The sequence below is a fragment of the Pantoea sp. CTOTU49201 genome (assembly GCF_032054795.1).
GTDB lineage: Bacteria > Pseudomonadota > Gammaproteobacteria > Enterobacterales > Enterobacteriaceae > Pantoea > Pantoea symbiotica.
The window spans coordinates 4,240-18,263 of sequence record NZ_DAMBSA010000039.1 but is presented as its reverse complement, the minus strand read 5'-3'; the positions used below and the strand labels follow the sequence as shown (position 1 = coordinate 18,263).

Genomic DNA, 14,024 nt, shown 5'->3' with positions numbered 1-14,024 from the left:
AGTAATGTCGTAACCGCCCAAGGGCGGTTTTTTTGTGCCTGCGATTTGGTTCCTAATATCCATTCCTAATATCAGATGCTTTTCTTCTGCCCGCCAACCACTGGCACTACGACAATTTTGCGGTCATAAGCTGCGGTTTGTTCTACATTTTTATGACCTGTAATCGCCCGCTTCTCGTATAGATCCCCATCAAGATCGGATACACCTTTGGCTTTCAGATCATGAAAGGTGAAATCGAAAAGCAGCTCCGGGAATTTAATCCGGGCTTCTTCGCGCGCTGCACTCCAGCGACTATTAAAACCGTCGCGCGTATAACCAGAACCGTTTGGCTGGTGGATGATAAATATACTGCTCATGCCAGGCTTGAGGCTTAAACCTGACGCCATGTTGATCACAGATGTAAGGCGAGGGGACCACCCTTTAATTTGGGCTACGCTGGTTTTACTCTGCTTAATTAAAATACCTTCTTCAACGATTTGGCTTTTTTTCATCGACAAGACATCAGCCTGTCTGGCGCAACACAAGTAAGCCAGTTCCATCGCTATTTTAACAATGTCCGGCGCACAGGAATAAAGCGCTTGGTATTCCGCATCCGTTACGTAACGGTCTCGCGATTCCTCCTTGAACTTCTTAACTCCTTTCGTGGGGTTGCCTCTAACCATTCCCCGTTCATATCCCCAACGGTACATGCGTGACATAAAAGCTTTTTCGCGGTTGGCCTGCACGCGGCTTTTAAGTCCGCGCTTGTCCATATATTTTCGGACGTGCTCAGGTTTGATTGCATCAGATGGCATTGCGCCAAAAACTGAAAGCACGTTTTTCGAATACTTCAGGTAATCCTTCTGTGTTTCACGCGCCAACTCAAAGAAATCGGCTGACTTGAAGAAACGATCTGCCAAAGACGCCAAAAGTTTGTCATCGGGTATTTCGTTAATGAGCGCCTCATATGCCGCCCACACCTTGGACTGAGGTGAATCAAGGTTGCATAGGCGTATGGCACCACCATTTTTCGGGTGGAACTCATATGCTGATCTGCCGCGATAAACACGCGGCGGCATCCATGCATCTTCAGTATTTTTTCTTGTTCTAGCCATTAATCTAACGCGCCGAAGTTTGGTTCATGGTTATCCTGTTCAGCAACTTTGCGATGTGTAATCGGGTCGTTAAAGTGCTGCCAGGTCGTTCTTGGTCTGCCGTCACGCCGAACCACAAAAAATATGCCTGCTTGCTTTAAGCAATGGCACTGCTTTGACGGAATTTTGTAGCCTGTGATTTTTTCGATATCAGCATCAGAAATTATGTCGTTCTGCATCAGCACATATCCTCCACGCGTTACCTGCTGCAACAGGTTAGATTGCTGTGACAAGTCACAGTATTAATTTTGTTTCATGCCAGCCGCGATTAGCCCAGCAGGCTGCTTCACCTTTGCATGGGCAATCCTGTACCGGCAGTTGATCGCCACACTTCCCACACTGCCGTTTACTGATTACCCGAATACGGCCACGCACACGCGCATCATCCTGGCGAATCAGCAACGCTATGTACTCGGCCATCTCATAGGGTTCGCGACCGGGTCGACGAGTGGCACAGTTGTGCGCCAGCATCGCTAACTCCTGACTATCCAGAACCAGCTCCAGTTTATGCTCACCGGCAGCGGCCTGACGCGCGCGTTGCGCGGCTTTGCGTTCTGCTGCTGTCATGCTCATCGTGTTGATCCTATATCTGCACTATCCTTAAGCAGGAGGTGCTTATGTGTGGACGATTCGCGCAGTACAGCAGTAGAGATGAATACTTTGAGTCGTTCGGCTTGAAGGCTGACGAAATCCAATATGATCCAGAACCTATAGGGCGTTTTAACGTCGCACCCGGCACGAAGGTGCTTTTGCTTAATGAACGTGACGAAGAGCTTCACCTCGACCCGGTAATTTGGGGCTATGGTCCAGAATGGTGGGATAAGCAGCCGCTCATCAATGCGCGAGGAGAAACTGCTCCGACCGGCCGCATGTTCAAACCGTTGTGGAATCATGGTCGGGCCATCGTTCCAGCTGATGGTTGGTTTGAATGGAAGAAGGAGGGCGACAAAAAGCAGCCTTATTTCATTCACCATAAGAAAAACCAGCCCCTTTTCTTCGCCGCCATAGGCAAAGCTCCTTACGATAAAGACCACGGACAAGAAGGATTTGTCATTGTGACGGCAGCAAGTAACAAAGGTATGGTCGATATTCATGATCGGCGACCGCTGGTTCTGACAGCTGATGCTGTCCGGGAGTGGCTTAGTGCTGACACCACACCCGAACGCGCGCAGGAAATCGCGCATGATGCGGCGTTGCCTGAAAAAGACTTCATCTGGCATCCAGTTTCCAGAAAGGTCGGCAATATTCATAATCAGGGCTCCGAGCTGGTGGAGGAGATAGACGATCCGGTAACTTGATAGCTGTTGCACTGTCCATCGCTCATCAGTATTTTCTTTCTGTAGCTACTGCTCGTGAATCACGCCATGCAGAGTAAGAGCGACCAGCGGTGTTGATTCGCTGCAGCTTTAGCTGCTGGCGTGGCGATTTCATATTGAGATAATCAAAGCCGGTGCGTCCCAGCTTATGAAGTTTGAACATGCACACCCTCCACGCGCTTAAACTCAACGACCCACACCCACGGGTTAGCCTGCCAGCTTTCAACGCCGTAAATGGATTGCCATAGCGACTCAAACCTTTCAGCAGCTGGAGTGCCACCGCTACCTACGCAGCCATCTAAACCTGACCACGGCTTGCTTGCCTTAATGCCTTCAGCCTTCGCGTCAGCCTCACTGATGCTGTTCAACCGCTCCACACGAACGCCGGTTATCTCCAGCGTTATGCGAGAAGCCCAGCGCGGCATGAGGATAGATGGGTGCCAGCGGAAAGGAACATGCACATTACTTTCAGGGCTGAATATTCCGCGCACGCCATCTACGACTTCAATATCCAGGCGGCGGTCGTCATCCGCTGCATACCAGACGCGATCGTTGGGGTAATAATTTGCAAAATCTTCACTCCATGTCTCACGCACCCACAGGCGATCACCCACTGCACCATATGGGCATGCGAACAGTTTCGAGCGGACGTGATTGCCGGTAGCATTTGATTCTGCCCAGTGGTACTTGCCGATATCACTGCGTTTAGTGGAGGCTGTAATGCGCAGCAGGCCAAGCTGATTTGATTCAGGCTGCACCTTCATAATCCGGCGCGTCTGCGTCTTTCTGCCTTCCAGAACTGCACGAACCATTTCAGTGTTAAAGATAATTCCGCGCTCACGCATGGCTAGTCTCCCTGTACTTTGCTATCGCTTCTTCAAGCGTAGGATGGCGCTCATACATGCGGCCTTCTGGCTGACGGCGGAATAAAACCAACTTCAACATTCCCGGCCCTGACGGCTCAACCTCAAATCTGATAAAACGATCATGCGCAAGGATCACGGCTTTTGTCAGGCCGTCATAATCGAATGTTGCAGCGCGAAACCCACGCGTACTCAACTCAATACCGCGCGATCTCGGTTTAACTTTTCCGCACAGGTGATTACCTCCACCCATGACATCGCACAGCATCTGGAAGCAGAAGAACTGATCTTCTGTCATCCACTCTTCACGGTAGTATTCATGCTCAGCCATCACTCACCATCCTTAGCTGCACGGAGCCAAATGCAGACTGCGCCGTCTTCAGTGTCATGGATAGATGCAACGAACCAACCTTCACCTGCTGGCGCTTCTGGTTGCCAGGAAGAGATGTCATAGCCATCAACTTTTGGGTCGATTTCCTCTTCATCGCGATACTGGATAGAGCATTTCAAAACCTGCTGCTTTAACCACTGATTAAACTCTTCAGGCGCAATGCTTTCCCGGCCATCGCAAAATAGTTCGTAAACCGGGTGAGTCCAGTAGCCGTGTTTGTCACGATCAACTTGCAAGGAACTTAGAGTCTTTTTCTCTACCGCTACGTCTGCGCCAGAAGTGCGTGACTGAGCGATAGCTGAACGGACTTCTCTGTGATAATCGTCCGCAAACTCTTCTGGTGAAGCGTTAGGCAAGAACTCCAGTGCAGTTAGAAAACCACCGGTAATATCGTAGGTTTGCTCAGGGGTATCATTGATGAACCCACTTTCCCAAGCACCAAGCATTCGGTTCACAGCAAAATGAATACCTTCGGCCCGCAATGAATTGAGCATTACGTTCGTTTCTGGAGTGGCAAGAGAGCGACTTAAGAAAACGACATCGTCATTTTCACTGGCATCCTCATGACCGCACGCTGAGCAAGCTGAAAAACCAGCCGCGTGAAGTTCAATGAGATTTTTAATAGCGTAGTTTTCAGTAGCCAGCGCCTTATTGCAGGTATCCATCACATCAAGACGTGTAGCCAGGTCTGATACCAGCTTTGCGATTTCAGTAAGCGGCGCATCAGCGTCCTGAGCTTTGGCGAAAGCGTGACCTGCTGCCACCAGTTCTTTGTTTGATTTCTGCTTAGTCATGCTGGTGGCCCTCATTGAACGGTACGGCTTGCGCTGTTGAGGCGCTCGGCAGCTTTTTGGGCTGCGATTGGATTACTGATCACTGAGGCGTCTGGCATAACCCAGCCGGCCAAAATGATGCTGTAGGGCAGGGTGATAATGCCCACGGTGATATGGTCCTTCGAATGCTTCATACATCCTCCACGCTTATTTGGTTGCGGGAATCCCTTGCCATTGCTGGCAATAAATCACTGAGGGATTCATTTAATTGGCTGACAGGTTCTGCAAAACCTGTAGCCTCGTTACTCCACGTCGAAAGGTATTGCGGTGCCGGGTGCCTCCCGGAGCTCTGGCTGAACTGGCAATAACCAGAGCGGGTTTAGACTTTGAGCCTCAACCGATCGCGTAATCGTTTGGGCCAGTTCACCACACTCGCACTTGGTGCCATCACCACAATGGTTGAGAGCTTTACAGTTCCCGGCCCGGCTGAGGATGAACCAAACGATTCCGGGGGTTAAAGCTCTCACCATTGTGTGCCGGTTACCCCATCCGGCGCAGGCACTGCCATCAATTATGATTAAGCAACCTGCGGATTTGAGTTGTGATGACCGGTGCTAATCTCCGGCTTTGGTATTCATTGTCATGTCACCGAACGTCTTCGGCTAAACCTCGCTGGAGGGACTTAACCACATGCCCCGCGCCAATAAAGGATTTCACGCTTAGCTTGCGCATTCACCACAACGTTGAGAGCACTTAACGCCTCTGTGACGCGGCTCGGTGCGCCCGTCAAATGCTCTCATCGTTGTGAAAAAGAGGCGGTTAAACCGGTCGAACACTATCTTCCCTCCCCTGATAGGGTTGAAAGCCCCGGAGAAACCGCCCAAACACTCAACGTTTAAAACACAGCCTTGTATTCCACATCCAATTCACAGCATTCGAACGTCATGACACCGGTATCTGCATCACAGATGAGTTCGGCATCAGGGAAGAGGTACAGGAAGGTGATCAAGTCCCGTAAGCTGGTGTCGGCCATTTGCTTGATCATCTTCATGACTTGTTCCCAAAAGCGTTTCGATGGCTAAAATATACTTGCGAGTATATTGACTGTAAATACTTAAAGGTAAATTAATTTTACGTGTGGGTATATCACAATGAAAACTTTGTGAATTTATTTTGAGGGGAATGAATTTAGACGTAAAAAAACCCGGTATAAACCGGGCTATGGTGATCGCTGGCTAACAACTCAGGGGAGGTTTGTCACTTTCGCATCCACGACAACGCCTATTATTCGACAGTTGCCATTTATCTCGGTCATTGGGTATTGGGGATTCAGCGGCTTTAGGAATTTACGCCCAGCATCTACTACCAATTTCTTGAAAGTGGCTTCATTTTCGCTGTCTAGCTTTGCTACGACGAGCTTGCCATTACGAGCCTCAACCTCTGGATCAATGAGAATGGCCATACCTTCAGGAATGCTTAGTCCTGCAGGTGCAGTCATTGAGTCACCTTTCACATCAAGCCAGAACGAGCTATCAGAACAAGCCACGGTTGTCTCATACCAGCGATCAACACTTTTTTTATGATATGGCTCGATAGCTTCCATCCACTGTCCTGCGCTTACCCAGCTTATAACCGGGAAATTTCCCTTTGGTTCATTTAATCCAGCGAACGAAACGTTTGAAGGTTCAGCTTTAGCAAGCCCGTCCATCCATCCGCGCGGCAAACGTAAAGCCTCTTCGAGCTGTCTTGCGGCTTGTTCACCAATGTTTCGCTTACCCACCTTACCGGCAGGATAGAGCATTCGCGAAACTACTGTCGCGTCTAACCCTGCTGCATCAGCAAACTCTTTTTGAGTTTTATAGCCAGCAACAAGCTCTTGGAGCTTAAGCCGCCGCATTTCGAATACGTCATTGTTTGGTTCGGTTTTCATACTGAGATCATACGAAAATTTACTCGCAGGTAAATGACTCTCAGGTATTGAATAAAATATACTTACAGGTATACTCACTTTCATCAACCACAGGAGGCTTCATGGAAACGTTAAGAACGTATCTGAACGGCCTTGCTTTGGGTAAACAACGAGATTTCGCAGCGGCTTGTGAAACTTCAATTGAATACCTTCGCAAGGCTATCAGTAAAGGCCAAAAGTTAGGCCCGGCGCTCTCAGTGCTCATCGAAATTAATTCAGATCGCGCAGTAAGCAGGAAAGACCTTCACCCAGATGATTGGATGAAAATCTGGCCTGAATTGGATTCTAAAGCCACAGCCGCTTAGCGGTAACTACAACAGGTAAAACGAAATGGTAGACACCATCAACACAGCAATTCGCCTGATGTGCAAAGCACACCAACACGGTCGTTTAGGTATGGCTGCTGACATGGGCATGACCATCGACCAATTCCACAACCACCTCTACCGCAAGTGCGGCAGTCGCTTTTTCTCGCTGGATGAGTTGCAGCAGATGGAAGACCTGTCACGCAGCACTTACCTGGCTGAGTACTTCGCTAATCGCAAAGGCCTGACGCTGGTGGACGTTTCAACCGTTGAGAAAGTGGACAAGGTTGATCTGTATGACATCGAGCTGCGCAACAAAGCCACTGCCGGGAAGCTGGCGATCGCTAAGCAGGAAGCAGTAGCAGACGGTGTTATTGACCAGAAGGAGCTGAAAACGCTTTCTGGATTATTTCAGCAAAAAATGCGCGGCCAGATTCATGGCTTTCTTGGCTTCCTCGCGCTGTACGGCGTGGGCGTGACAGAGCATTCGGTAGACATGTTCATGTCCAACCGCAAAGCAGAAGTGGGCATGCAGATTCAGGCACAGGAATTATGAGATGGGTAGAGCAGAAAGGTTGAGCGCCCCAGTTTGCAGACCGGAGCGCTCGGCATCGTCAAATCAACTTGCGTGGAGAAGTAACGACATGAACAGCTTAATTCAAACAAGACCTTCAGTGCAATTCCGCTGCCGCGTGGAGGCTGGTCAGTTGCGGTATGAGCAAATATTACGCGTTGCAGGTCAGGCCGACAACTACCAGTCAGCGGAACCGTTGGTAGTTCAGAACGCCTGGAATGATTTTTATCGTAATCAGGAGCCCGCCAAATGCGAATACTTGACCGCTGGTTCACTGATCGTCGGGGCATTCCTGTTCGCGTTATCCGCTGGGAACCAGAATCAAACCGCGTTATTTACCTTCGCACTAATTACGAACATGGCGAGTGCTTCAGTCCTCTCCTCCAGTTCCAGCGCGACTTTCGGGAAATAGAGGCACCGCATGAGTTTACTTCTGAAGGTAAAACCGCTGGTAGTTAGCCCGGTGCTTGCATGCCGTATTGGCCTCAATGAAGCGATCGTGCTTCAGCAGATTTGCTATTGGCTGGAGGACACCACATCGGGTGTTGAGCATGAAGGTCGCCGCTGGGTTTACAACACCATTGAAGACTGGAATGAGCAATTTCCGTGGTGGTCATCAGACACGGTTAAACGCGCTCTGACATCGCTTAAAAAAAGCGGGCTTATCTACGTTGAGCAGTTAAAAAAGACGCAGCATGACCGTACAAATTTTTACGCGATTAACCACGCAAACCCACTGTTATCCGATGAGTGCAAATTGCCCTCATCGAAAGATGCAAATTGCACTCATCGAACAGGGCAAGATGCACCAATCGAACAGGGCAAATTAAACCCATCGATGGGGGCAAATTGCACTCGTCTTACAGAGAATACAACAGAGATTACTACAGAGATTACAGGTAAAGACCCTTGTCCGGTTTCTGCGAAACCCGACGATGAACAGGATGAGTTCAAGGTTCTTGATCATCTGAATAGGGCTGCTGGCCTGCGATACCAGAAATCTCGCTCATCACTCGGACCAATTCGCGGACGCCTGGCAGAAGATTTTACAGCCGAAGAGCTCATTCTCGCCGTGGATTACACCATCGCAAAATGGGCTGATGACGCCAAGATGCGCGATTACGTCCGCCCGGAAACAATTTTCCGACAGGGTAAGTTTCCCGCATACCTCGGCTCGGCTCAGGCATGGGAGCGCGCTGGCCGTCCGCCATGCATCAAAGGGAAATGGCAGCGCGACACCACTCAGGTGGCGAGCATGGATTATCAGATACCTGACGGCTTCCGGGGGTAACGATGAACACTGAAACGCTGATTCTTACGCACCTGATGGCCTTTCCCGGCCAGACCCCGGCGCAGATCGCCAGAGCAATCGGTCGCACGCGCAGCACCGTAGTTTCTGCATTGCCGGTGATGACCGCAGTTGGCGATGTCTGGAGCGATGCCGAGGCTCATTACTTCACCGCAGAGCCAGCTGGTGAAGGCGACGAAAAATACATTGCCCTTTGCGACAAAGCCTACAGCCTGCAGGAGCGCAATCTGTGGAACCGCGCCGCCAATGTCTGGCAGCAGGCGCAGCAGTCAACCCGCAAAGCTGGTCTCCGTGAGAAAGCGAGAATCCGGGCAAACATGTGCGTAGCGAAGGCGAAAGAGCGTGACCCGAAGCCAGCGCCCGATCCGTTTGGTAACCGTGGGAGCTTCCGCCGATGAAAGCAGCCATCAAAGCGCACTACTGGCGCAACGAAGATTACTACCGTGGCATTCGCGCAGCGGTCCTGATGATTACCGGTTTAGTTATTGCCCTGATATGGGAGTTGAAAACAGCATGAGCAATTTGCTTCAGGTTTACAAAAACAAAGACGACAACGAAACCGACATTACGGTACGTAAAACTTACCTGCTGGGTGTTAGTGAGTTGTATATCGAACCTGGTTACAACGTTCGCGATATCGATCAGGCTCACGTCGAAGAATTCCGCGATGCGTACATTGCCGGTGAGAATGTTCCACCTCTGACGGTTCAGGTGACAGATCAGGGCGTGAAGGTGATCGACGGTCACCACCGCTTGCACGGTGCGAAGCTGGCGCAGGAAGCAGGCTATGAAATCCGCCTAGAGTGCAAAGACTTCGTAGGCAACGAAGCCGAGCGCATCGCCTTCATGGTGACTAGCAGTCAGGGCCGCCCGCTGGAACCGCTGGAGCGCGCTGCAGCATACCAGAGGCTGAAAAATCAGGGCTGGGAACCGGCAGAAATCGCGAAGAAAGTTAAACGCTCTCCGTCAGACATCGATCAGCACCTCGCTTTGCTGACAGCTGGCGATGAGCTGATTGGCATGGTGAAGCGTAACGAAGTCGCAGCAACTACCGCCGTTGCTCTTTCACGCGAGCATGGTGCCAAAGCAGGGACTATTGCCGCAGAGGGTCTGGCAAAGGCTAAAGCCAACGGCAAGAAGAAACTGACGCGTTCAGCAGCCCTTGCTAACCCGGCACAGGTACGCGAAACCATCCGGAAGAAACACGCCACCTGGTCACAGCAAACCTTTGGTGATGTCGGTCCGATTGGCCCACTCAAGCACCTCGCCAAAGAAGCGCTCGAAGCCGCTGAAGCAGTGGACGACCTGTCAGAGTGGGCAGACCTGCAGTTCCTTCTGTGGGATGCACTTCGCCGCGCTGGCATCACTGATGACGAGCTGAACACCGCGATGGACATCAAGTTGAGCATCAACATGGCCCGCAAATGGCCCGAGCCGAAAGATGGCGAACCACGCGAACACATCAAGGAGGAAGCGTAATGCCTTACCAGCTCATTTACGCCGATCCACCGTGGCAATACAACAACAGCGCCAGCAATGGCGCTGCTGCTGACCACTACAACACCATGACGATGACTGACCTTAAGCGCCTGCCCGTGTGGGCGCTTGCTGAGGAAAACGCGGTGCTGGCGATGTGGTACACCGGCACCCACAACCAGGAGGCGCGCGAACTGGCTGAGTCGTGGGGGTTCCGTGTTCGCACCATGAAGGGGTTCACCTGGGTGAAGATGAACCAGCGCGCAGAAGAACGCTTCAACCGCGCGCTGACAGAGCAGACCATTCACGACTTCACCGACCTGCTGGACATGCTTAACGCAGAAACCCGCATGAACGGCGGCAACCACACCCGCAGCAACACAGAGGATGTGCTGATTGCTACGCGCGGCACCGGGCTGGAACGCGCCAGCGCATCGGTAAAGCAGGTTGTGTATTCATGCCTGGGCGAACACAGCGCGAAGCCGTGGGAAGTGAGAAACCGTCTGGAGCAACTTTATGGTGACGTGTCACGCATTGAGCTGTTTGCGCGAACCGCCGCCGATGGCTGGGATTGCTGGGGCAACCAGTGTGACAGCAGCGTGCAACTGATCGCCGGGAGGGTGGCATGAATAATCATCAAGAAATGAGCGCGAAGAAGAAAGATGAATTGCTGCACTGTGCACGCATCTTGGCATCCGTCTCAACCAATGAAGAGATAGTGGAGGTTGCGAAGATATCTATTGCCCTTCTGATAACCAAGGAAAATGGATGGATAAGCTGTATGGACCGCATGCCGCCAGACGGCAAAGGTGTCCTAACGTGGGATGGCGTGTTTGAGAAGATACTTCACACGATGTATGGGCACTGGCAATGTTGGCAACCTGGGAAAATCACGCACTGGCAATTTCTGCCAGCACCACCGCAGCCCACAACGGACACCTACCAACAGATTCAAAATGATGAGCGGGGTGGATGATGGAAAAAATTTACATTTCAGGGCCGATGACAGGTTATGCAAACTTTAACCGCGAAGCGTTCAATGATGAGGCTGAGCGCATAAAGGCCGGTGGTCTTGTGCCTCTCAATCCAGCCATTCTTCCCGATGGCCTATCGCAGTTTGAATACATGGATATCTGCATGGCAATGCTTAGATGCGCCGACGCAATATTCATGCTTCCAGGCTGGCAAAAATCCGATGGCGCTAAAGCAGAACTGGCCCTGGCGAAAAAGCTAAAAATCAAGGCTTATGATGTGATGCCGGGGTGGGCTCGAATGCATGGAGTCCAAACCAGCGGCGATGATTGCCGTGAAAGTGGAGTTGAGCAAACCAACTATGGGAGTGCTGAGTGATGCCTGAATTGAAAGCTGGTGGCTTGGCGCTAATAATCGATAGCAATAAGTCATCTGACATCGGTAAGTGCGTTACATGCGTTCAACTTGTTCCGGCGCGCGGTTCATTCTATTCGCCGCGAGGCCGACCATGTTTGAATTTCAGCGATCATAACTGTTGGTTGGTGACAGGTGATGTCGTATCAGAGCTAGTGAAAGGCGCACCAATCTGGGCTGGAAATGGATGGGCGCTTTATCCCCTGCAGTACCTGATGCCTATCGACGGCGATAAATTCCAACATGAAGGCGAACGTCAGAAGGAGTTGACCATTTGAAATTAACTCTGCCATTCCCTCCGTCCGTAAACGCTTACTGGAGAAACACCCGCAAGGGAGTATTGATCAGCGCCTCCGGGCGCTGTTTCCGATCCAATGCGATTGCGGCGGTATACAAACAGCTAAAGCGCAAGCCTAAGCCGATTACAGTGAATGTTGCAGTAACGGTGATGCTGTACCCGCCAGACAAGCGCATGCGTGATTTGGACAATTACCTGAAAGCTGCATTCGATAGCCTGACACATGCTGGCGTGTGGATGGATGATAAGCAGATTAAGCGCCTGATAGTTGAATGGGGTCCAGTTACTAAGGGCGGTAAATCCGAGGTTACGATAAGCGAATATCAGGCGGTGGCAGCATGAGGGCGATACTGACACCTGAAATCGCGCATCAAACTGGCATTGTGCTGCTGAAGCCGGGCCGCGAGCTGCTACCGATGTTTCGTGGCCGCGTTCTGGTGTGCACCCCATCGGGCGATGTATCGAACCTGCCATCAGGTTTAATCAACGACAGCGCCCAGCCGTTGCTTGATGAGCCGCTGCTGAAAACCTTCCTCGCTGATGAACGAGTGATCGATGCTGCTGGTGGATGGGAGGCACACGTCACATGGGTGCAAAAAATTCGCTCCTGTCAGCAACACGAAAAAGATTCTTATCATCACCACGATTACACTACGTTGCGGACCGAACGCGGAGCGGTTTGCCTGTGCTATACCCACGATAATTTTTGCCGTGCCAATGGCGCACCGGCAAAGCTGGAAGAAGTCGCAGCAGGCAACCTTTCCCGCTGGATTATCGAATCAGCATGCATCCAAATGGGATTAGGCGCAGATCACCTGATGACGTTGCCAGAGCTGTGCTGGTGGGCATGCATCAGGGAAGTTATCGACCTGATACCGGAAGCACCGGCGCGGCGCGTTCTACGTATGCCGGTAGAGAAACCAGCAACTGGGCCAATGCCGGAGGCAGATATCAACCCGGCACGCGCTGCGCGGGAAGTGATTCAGGAAGCGGTAGAGTCGGTTAAGCAGGTGATGACCATCAAAGCCGACCCGGATTCGCCGCAGTCGTTTATGGCGAGACCAAAACGTCTGCGCTGGAGCAATGAGAAGTACACGCGTTGGGTCAAGGTGCAGCCATGCGCCTGCTGCAATAAACCAGCAGACGACCCACACCACATAATCGGACACGGACAGGGAGGAATGGGAACAAAGGCGCATGATTTGTTTGTGATACCGCTTTGCAGGGCGCATCACGATGAACTGCACCGGGACATGAGGGCATTCGAAGAAAAATACGGCAGTCAGTTAGAGCTGCTGTTCAGGTTCCTAGATCACTCGATTGCAGTCGGCGTGATCGGGTAAATTAAAAAGCGTGGAGGAATATGTATGCGTGACATGTCACAGGTATTAGAACGTTGGGCAGGATGGGCGCGGTCTGATCGTAGCGGTGTAGATTACTCACCAATTGCGGCTGGGTTCAAAGGGCTGCTACCACAGGATTCAAAAATGACCCTGTCATGCACTGATGATGATGGATTGGTTATTGAGTCATGCTTAGCCAAACTTCGCGCCCGCCGTCCTGATGAGCACGAGTTAATTGTTCTGCATTACTTCTACAACATATCCAAACGAAAGCTGGCGCAGCGCGCGAAATGCGACGAGAAGATGATCCGCATTCAGGTCCAAATGGCTGAAGGTTTTATTGAAGGCTGTCTGGCATGGCTGGATGTTCGGCTTGAAATGGACCCGGAATTAGAGCCAAGAAAAATTATTCAAAAAACATTAACGCGGTCCGCAAAATCATTGGTAATGTGATAAGAGTCGTTACTACGCAGTACTACTTATCATCAAGAATCAGTTGCAAATTACGTGAGTGATTTAAAGCGCCCGAAGCCTCACCAGCTATCGGGCGTTTTTGTTTTCATCTCATGGAAACTCAAATTTGAGTAATTTTGCGATTGCTTGAGAACAAATTAACCCTGTGGCTGACGGGCCAGGTAACTATCGCGGAACGCGTCAGGGTTCATATTTTAGAGGGTCGCCATAGAGCGGCCTTCTTTCGTTTTTGCGCCCGCCAATCACTGTTAACCGAAATTTTCACGCCGTGGCGGTGCGCAATTTTTTATTTCGAGACTACCGACGGCACCGACCTATTGGGAGGTGAGGATGAAACGTATGCCAGATAAAGACATGGGCTTCTGGGCAAGCCTGCTGGCCTGGCTATATGCCCACAAAAACGAATCGGGGTAT

Annotated in this window: 23 protein-coding genes; 14 read left to right on the top strand and 9 right to left on the bottom strand. The window is 51.1% G+C overall.

All coding sequences use genetic code 11. The features are described from left to right. Positions 1-71 precede the first annotated feature (71 nt). The 3 genes from RTY00_RS04925 to RTY00_RS04915 are packed head-to-tail and all read right to left on the bottom strand — an operon-like array spanning position 72 to position 1,706. Positions 72-1,094: a tyrosine-type recombinase/integrase gene (locus RTY00_RS04925; protein ID WP_312663626.1), complete on the bottom strand. Its 1,023-nt coding sequence runs from the start codon at positions 1,092-1,094 to the stop codon at positions 72-74. Then, complete coding sequence (locus RTY00_RS04920; protein ID WP_312663625.1) at positions 1,094-1,312, bottom strand: DUF4224 domain-containing protein; 219 nt, start codon at positions 1,310-1,312, stop codon at positions 1,094-1,096. Before RTY00_RS04920 ends, RTY00_RS04925 begins: the two co-directional genes overlap by 1 nt. Positions 1,313-1,367: 55 nt before the next feature. Further along, positions 1,368-1,706, bottom strand: a complete 339-nt coding sequence (locus RTY00_RS04915; protein ID WP_312663624.1) for a hypothetical protein — start codon at positions 1,704-1,706, stop codon at positions 1,368-1,370. A gap of 44 nt (positions 1,707-1,750) precedes the next feature. On the opposite strand from RTY00_RS04915, the gene RTY00_RS04910 reads away from it, so the two are divergent. Next, positions 1,751-2,431: an SOS response-associated peptidase family protein gene (locus RTY00_RS04910; protein ID WP_312663623.1), complete on the top strand. Its 681-nt coding sequence runs from the start codon at positions 1,751-1,753 to the stop codon at positions 2,429-2,431. Between the two features lie 164 nt (positions 2,432-2,595). On the opposite strand, the gene RTY00_RS04905 is transcribed toward RTY00_RS04910, so the two are convergent. From RTY00_RS04905 to RTY00_RS04880, 6 genes are all read right to left on the bottom strand, one after another. Beyond that, positions 2,596-3,294, bottom strand: coding sequence for a hypothetical protein (locus tag RTY00_RS04905; RefSeq protein WP_312663622.1), 699 nt, complete (start codon positions 3,292-3,294; stop codon positions 2,596-2,598). Further along, complete coding sequence (locus RTY00_RS04900; protein ID WP_312663621.1) at positions 3,287-3,643, bottom strand: hypothetical protein; 357 nt, start codon at positions 3,641-3,643, stop codon at positions 3,287-3,289. The genes RTY00_RS04905 and RTY00_RS04900 overlap by 8 nt, the downstream gene beginning before the upstream one ends. Continuing rightward, complete coding sequence (locus RTY00_RS04895; RefSeq protein WP_409519116.1) at positions 3,643-3,939, bottom strand: hypothetical protein; 297 nt, start codon at positions 3,937-3,939, stop codon at positions 3,643-3,645. The genes RTY00_RS04900 and RTY00_RS04895 overlap by 1 nt, the downstream gene beginning before the upstream one ends. A 569-nt stretch (positions 3,940-4,508) precedes the next feature. Continuing rightward, positions 4,509-4,670, bottom strand: a complete 162-nt coding sequence (locus tag RTY00_RS04890) for a DUF1317 family protein (protein ID WP_312663620.1) — start codon at positions 4,668-4,670, stop codon at positions 4,509-4,511. Positions 4,671-5,371: 701 nt separating this feature from the next. Further along, entirely contained in the window at positions 5,372-5,527 is a 156-nt protein-coding gene (locus RTY00_RS04885) for a hypothetical protein (RefSeq protein WP_312663619.1), read from the bottom strand. 192 nt (positions 5,528-5,719) lie between these two features. Further along, positions 5,720-6,406 (bottom strand): LexA family transcriptional regulator, encoded by a 687-nt coding sequence (locus tag RTY00_RS04880; protein WP_312663618.1) that lies wholly within the window; start codon positions 6,404-6,406, stop codon positions 5,720-5,722. A gap of 101 nt (positions 6,407-6,507) precedes the next feature. On the opposite strand from RTY00_RS04880, the gene RTY00_RS04875 reads away from it, so the two are divergent. From RTY00_RS04875 to RTY00_RS04815, 13 genes are all read left to right on the top strand, one after another. Then, positions 6,508-6,750 carry a Cro/Cl family transcriptional regulator gene (locus tag RTY00_RS04875; RefSeq protein WP_312663617.1) on the top strand — a complete coding sequence of 81 codons (243 nt, stop codon included), beginning with the start codon at positions 6,508-6,510 and terminating at the stop codon, positions 6,748-6,750. 25 nt (positions 6,751-6,775) lie between these two features. After that, a complete protein-coding gene (locus tag RTY00_RS04870; RefSeq protein WP_312663616.1) occupies positions 6,776-7,306 on the top strand; it encodes a YmfL family putative regulatory protein in 531 nt (176 codons plus the stop codon). Between the two features lie 267 nt (positions 7,307-7,573). Then, a complete protein-coding gene (locus RTY00_RS04865) occupies positions 7,574-7,783 on the top strand; it encodes a DUF4222 domain-containing protein (RefSeq protein WP_073980770.1) in 210 nt (69 codons plus the stop codon). After that, positions 7,746-8,615 carry a conserved phage C-terminal domain-containing protein gene (locus RTY00_RS04860; RefSeq protein ID WP_312663615.1) on the top strand — a complete coding sequence of 290 codons (870 nt, stop codon included), beginning with the start codon at positions 7,746-7,748 and terminating at the stop codon, positions 8,613-8,615. The genes RTY00_RS04865 and RTY00_RS04860 overlap by 38 nt, the downstream gene beginning before the upstream one ends. 2 nt (positions 8,616-8,617) lie before the next feature. Further along, on the top strand, positions 8,618-9,031 hold the full coding sequence (locus tag RTY00_RS04855; RefSeq protein WP_277977410.1) for a helix-turn-helix domain-containing protein: 414 nt from the start codon (positions 8,618-8,620) through the stop codon (positions 9,029-9,031). Then, positions 9,028-9,150, top strand: a complete 123-nt coding sequence (locus RTY00_RS04850) for a hypothetical protein (protein ID WP_255527800.1) — start codon at positions 9,028-9,030, stop codon at positions 9,148-9,150. Before RTY00_RS04855 ends, RTY00_RS04850 begins: the two co-directional genes overlap by 4 nt. Further along, positions 9,147-10,112 (top strand): dATP/dGTP pyrophosphohydrolase domain-containing protein, encoded by a 966-nt coding sequence (locus RTY00_RS04845; RefSeq protein WP_312663614.1) that lies wholly within the window; start codon positions 9,147-9,149, stop codon positions 10,110-10,112. Before RTY00_RS04850 ends, RTY00_RS04845 begins: the two co-directional genes overlap by 4 nt. Beyond that, positions 10,112-10,738: an MT-A70 family methyltransferase gene (locus RTY00_RS04840; RefSeq protein WP_277977408.1), complete on the top strand. Its 627-nt coding sequence runs from the start codon at positions 10,112-10,114 to the stop codon at positions 10,736-10,738. The genes RTY00_RS04845 and RTY00_RS04840 overlap by 1 nt, the downstream gene beginning before the upstream one ends. Continuing rightward, on the top strand, positions 10,735-11,085 hold the full coding sequence (locus RTY00_RS04835; protein ID WP_312663613.1) for a DUF551 domain-containing protein: 351 nt from the start codon (positions 10,735-10,737) through the stop codon (positions 11,083-11,085). The genes RTY00_RS04840 and RTY00_RS04835 overlap by 4 nt, the downstream gene beginning before the upstream one ends. After that, positions 11,082-11,459, top strand: a complete 378-nt coding sequence (locus RTY00_RS04830) for a DUF4406 domain-containing protein (RefSeq protein WP_312663612.1) — start codon at positions 11,082-11,084, stop codon at positions 11,457-11,459. Before RTY00_RS04835 ends, RTY00_RS04830 begins: the two co-directional genes overlap by 4 nt. 310 nt (positions 11,460-11,769) lie before the next feature. Further along, positions 11,770-12,135, top strand: coding sequence for a RusA family crossover junction endodeoxyribonuclease (locus tag RTY00_RS04825; protein WP_312663611.1), 366 nt, complete (start codon positions 11,770-11,772; stop codon positions 12,133-12,135). Further along, complete coding sequence (locus tag RTY00_RS04820; protein ID WP_312663610.1) at positions 12,132-13,136, top strand: DUF968 domain-containing protein; 1,005 nt, start codon at positions 12,132-12,134, stop codon at positions 13,134-13,136. The genes RTY00_RS04825 and RTY00_RS04820 overlap by 4 nt, the downstream gene beginning before the upstream one ends. Before the next feature lie 24 nt (positions 13,137-13,160). Beyond that, entirely contained in the window at positions 13,161-13,589 is a 429-nt protein-coding gene (locus tag RTY00_RS04815) for an antiterminator Q family protein (RefSeq protein ID WP_312181345.1), read from the top strand. The last annotated feature ends 435 nt before the right edge of the window (positions 13,590-14,024 follow it).

Bases quoted from the DNA above. Each gene is read 5' to 3' on its own strand.
- RTY00_RS04835 (WP_312663613.1), top strand. From the start codon at position 10,735: ATGAATAATCATCAAGAAATGAGCGCGAAGAAGAAAGATGAATTGCTG.
- RTY00_RS04860 (WP_312663615.1), top strand. From the start codon at position 7,746: ATGAGTTTACTTCTGAAGGTAAAACCGCTGGTAGTTAGCCCGGTGCTT.
- RTY00_RS04830 (WP_312663612.1), top strand. From the start codon at position 11,082: ATGATGGAAAAAATTTACATTTCAGGGCCGATGACAGGTTATGCAAAC.
- RTY00_RS04885 (WP_312663619.1), bottom strand. From the start codon at position 5,527: ATGAAGATGATCAAGCAAATGGCCGACACCAGCTTACGGGACTTGATC.
- RTY00_RS04850 (WP_255527800.1), top strand. From the start codon at position 9,028: ATGAAAGCAGCCATCAAAGCGCACTACTGGCGCAACGAAGATTACTAC.
- RTY00_RS04890 (WP_312663620.1), bottom strand. From the start codon at position 4,670: ATGAAGCATTCGAAGGACCATATCACCGTGGGCATTATCACCCTGCCC.
- RTY00_RS04880 (WP_312663618.1), bottom strand. From the start codon at position 6,406: ATGAAAACCGAACCAAACAATGACGTATTCGAAATGCGGCGGCTTAAG.
- RTY00_RS04820 (WP_312663610.1), top strand. From the start codon at position 12,132: ATGAGGGCGATACTGACACCTGAAATCGCGCATCAAACTGGCATTGTG.
- RTY00_RS04905 (WP_312663622.1), bottom strand. From the start codon at position 3,294: ATGCGTGAGCGCGGAATTATCTTTAACACTGAAATGGTTCGTGCAGTT.
- RTY00_RS04910 (WP_312663623.1), top strand. From the start codon at position 1,751: ATGTGTGGACGATTCGCGCAGTACAGCAGTAGAGATGAATACTTTGAG.
- RTY00_RS04855 (WP_277977410.1), top strand. From the start codon at position 8,618: ATGAACACTGAAACGCTGATTCTTACGCACCTGATGGCCTTTCCCGGC.
- RTY00_RS04845 (WP_312663614.1), top strand. From the start codon at position 9,147: ATGAGCAATTTGCTTCAGGTTTACAAAAACAAAGACGACAACGAAACC.
- RTY00_RS04840 (WP_277977408.1), top strand. From the start codon at position 10,112: ATGCCTTACCAGCTCATTTACGCCGATCCACCGTGGCAATACAACAAC.
- RTY00_RS04815 (WP_312181345.1), top strand. From the start codon at position 13,161: ATGCGTGACATGTCACAGGTATTAGAACGTTGGGCAGGATGGGCGCGG.
- RTY00_RS04920 (WP_312663625.1), bottom strand. From the start codon at position 1,312: ATGCAGAACGACATAATTTCTGATGCTGATATCGAAAAAATCACAGGC.
- RTY00_RS04870 (WP_312663616.1), top strand. From the start codon at position 6,776: ATGGTAGACACCATCAACACAGCAATTCGCCTGATGTGCAAAGCACAC.
- RTY00_RS04915 (WP_312663624.1), bottom strand. From the start codon at position 1,706: ATGAGCATGACAGCAGCAGAACGCAAAGCCGCGCAACGCGCGCGTCAG.
- RTY00_RS04900 (WP_312663621.1), bottom strand. From the start codon at position 3,643: ATGGCTGAGCATGAATACTACCGTGAAGAGTGGATGACAGAAGATCAG.
- RTY00_RS04925 (WP_312663626.1), bottom strand. From the start codon at position 1,094: ATGGCTAGAACAAGAAAAAATACTGAAGATGCATGGATGCCGCCGCGT.
- RTY00_RS04865 (WP_073980770.1), top strand. From the start codon at position 7,574: ATGCGAATACTTGACCGCTGGTTCACTGATCGTCGGGGCATTCCTGTT.
- RTY00_RS04875 (WP_312663617.1), top strand. From the start codon at position 6,508: ATGGAAACGTTAAGAACGTATCTGAACGGCCTTGCTTTGGGTAAACAA.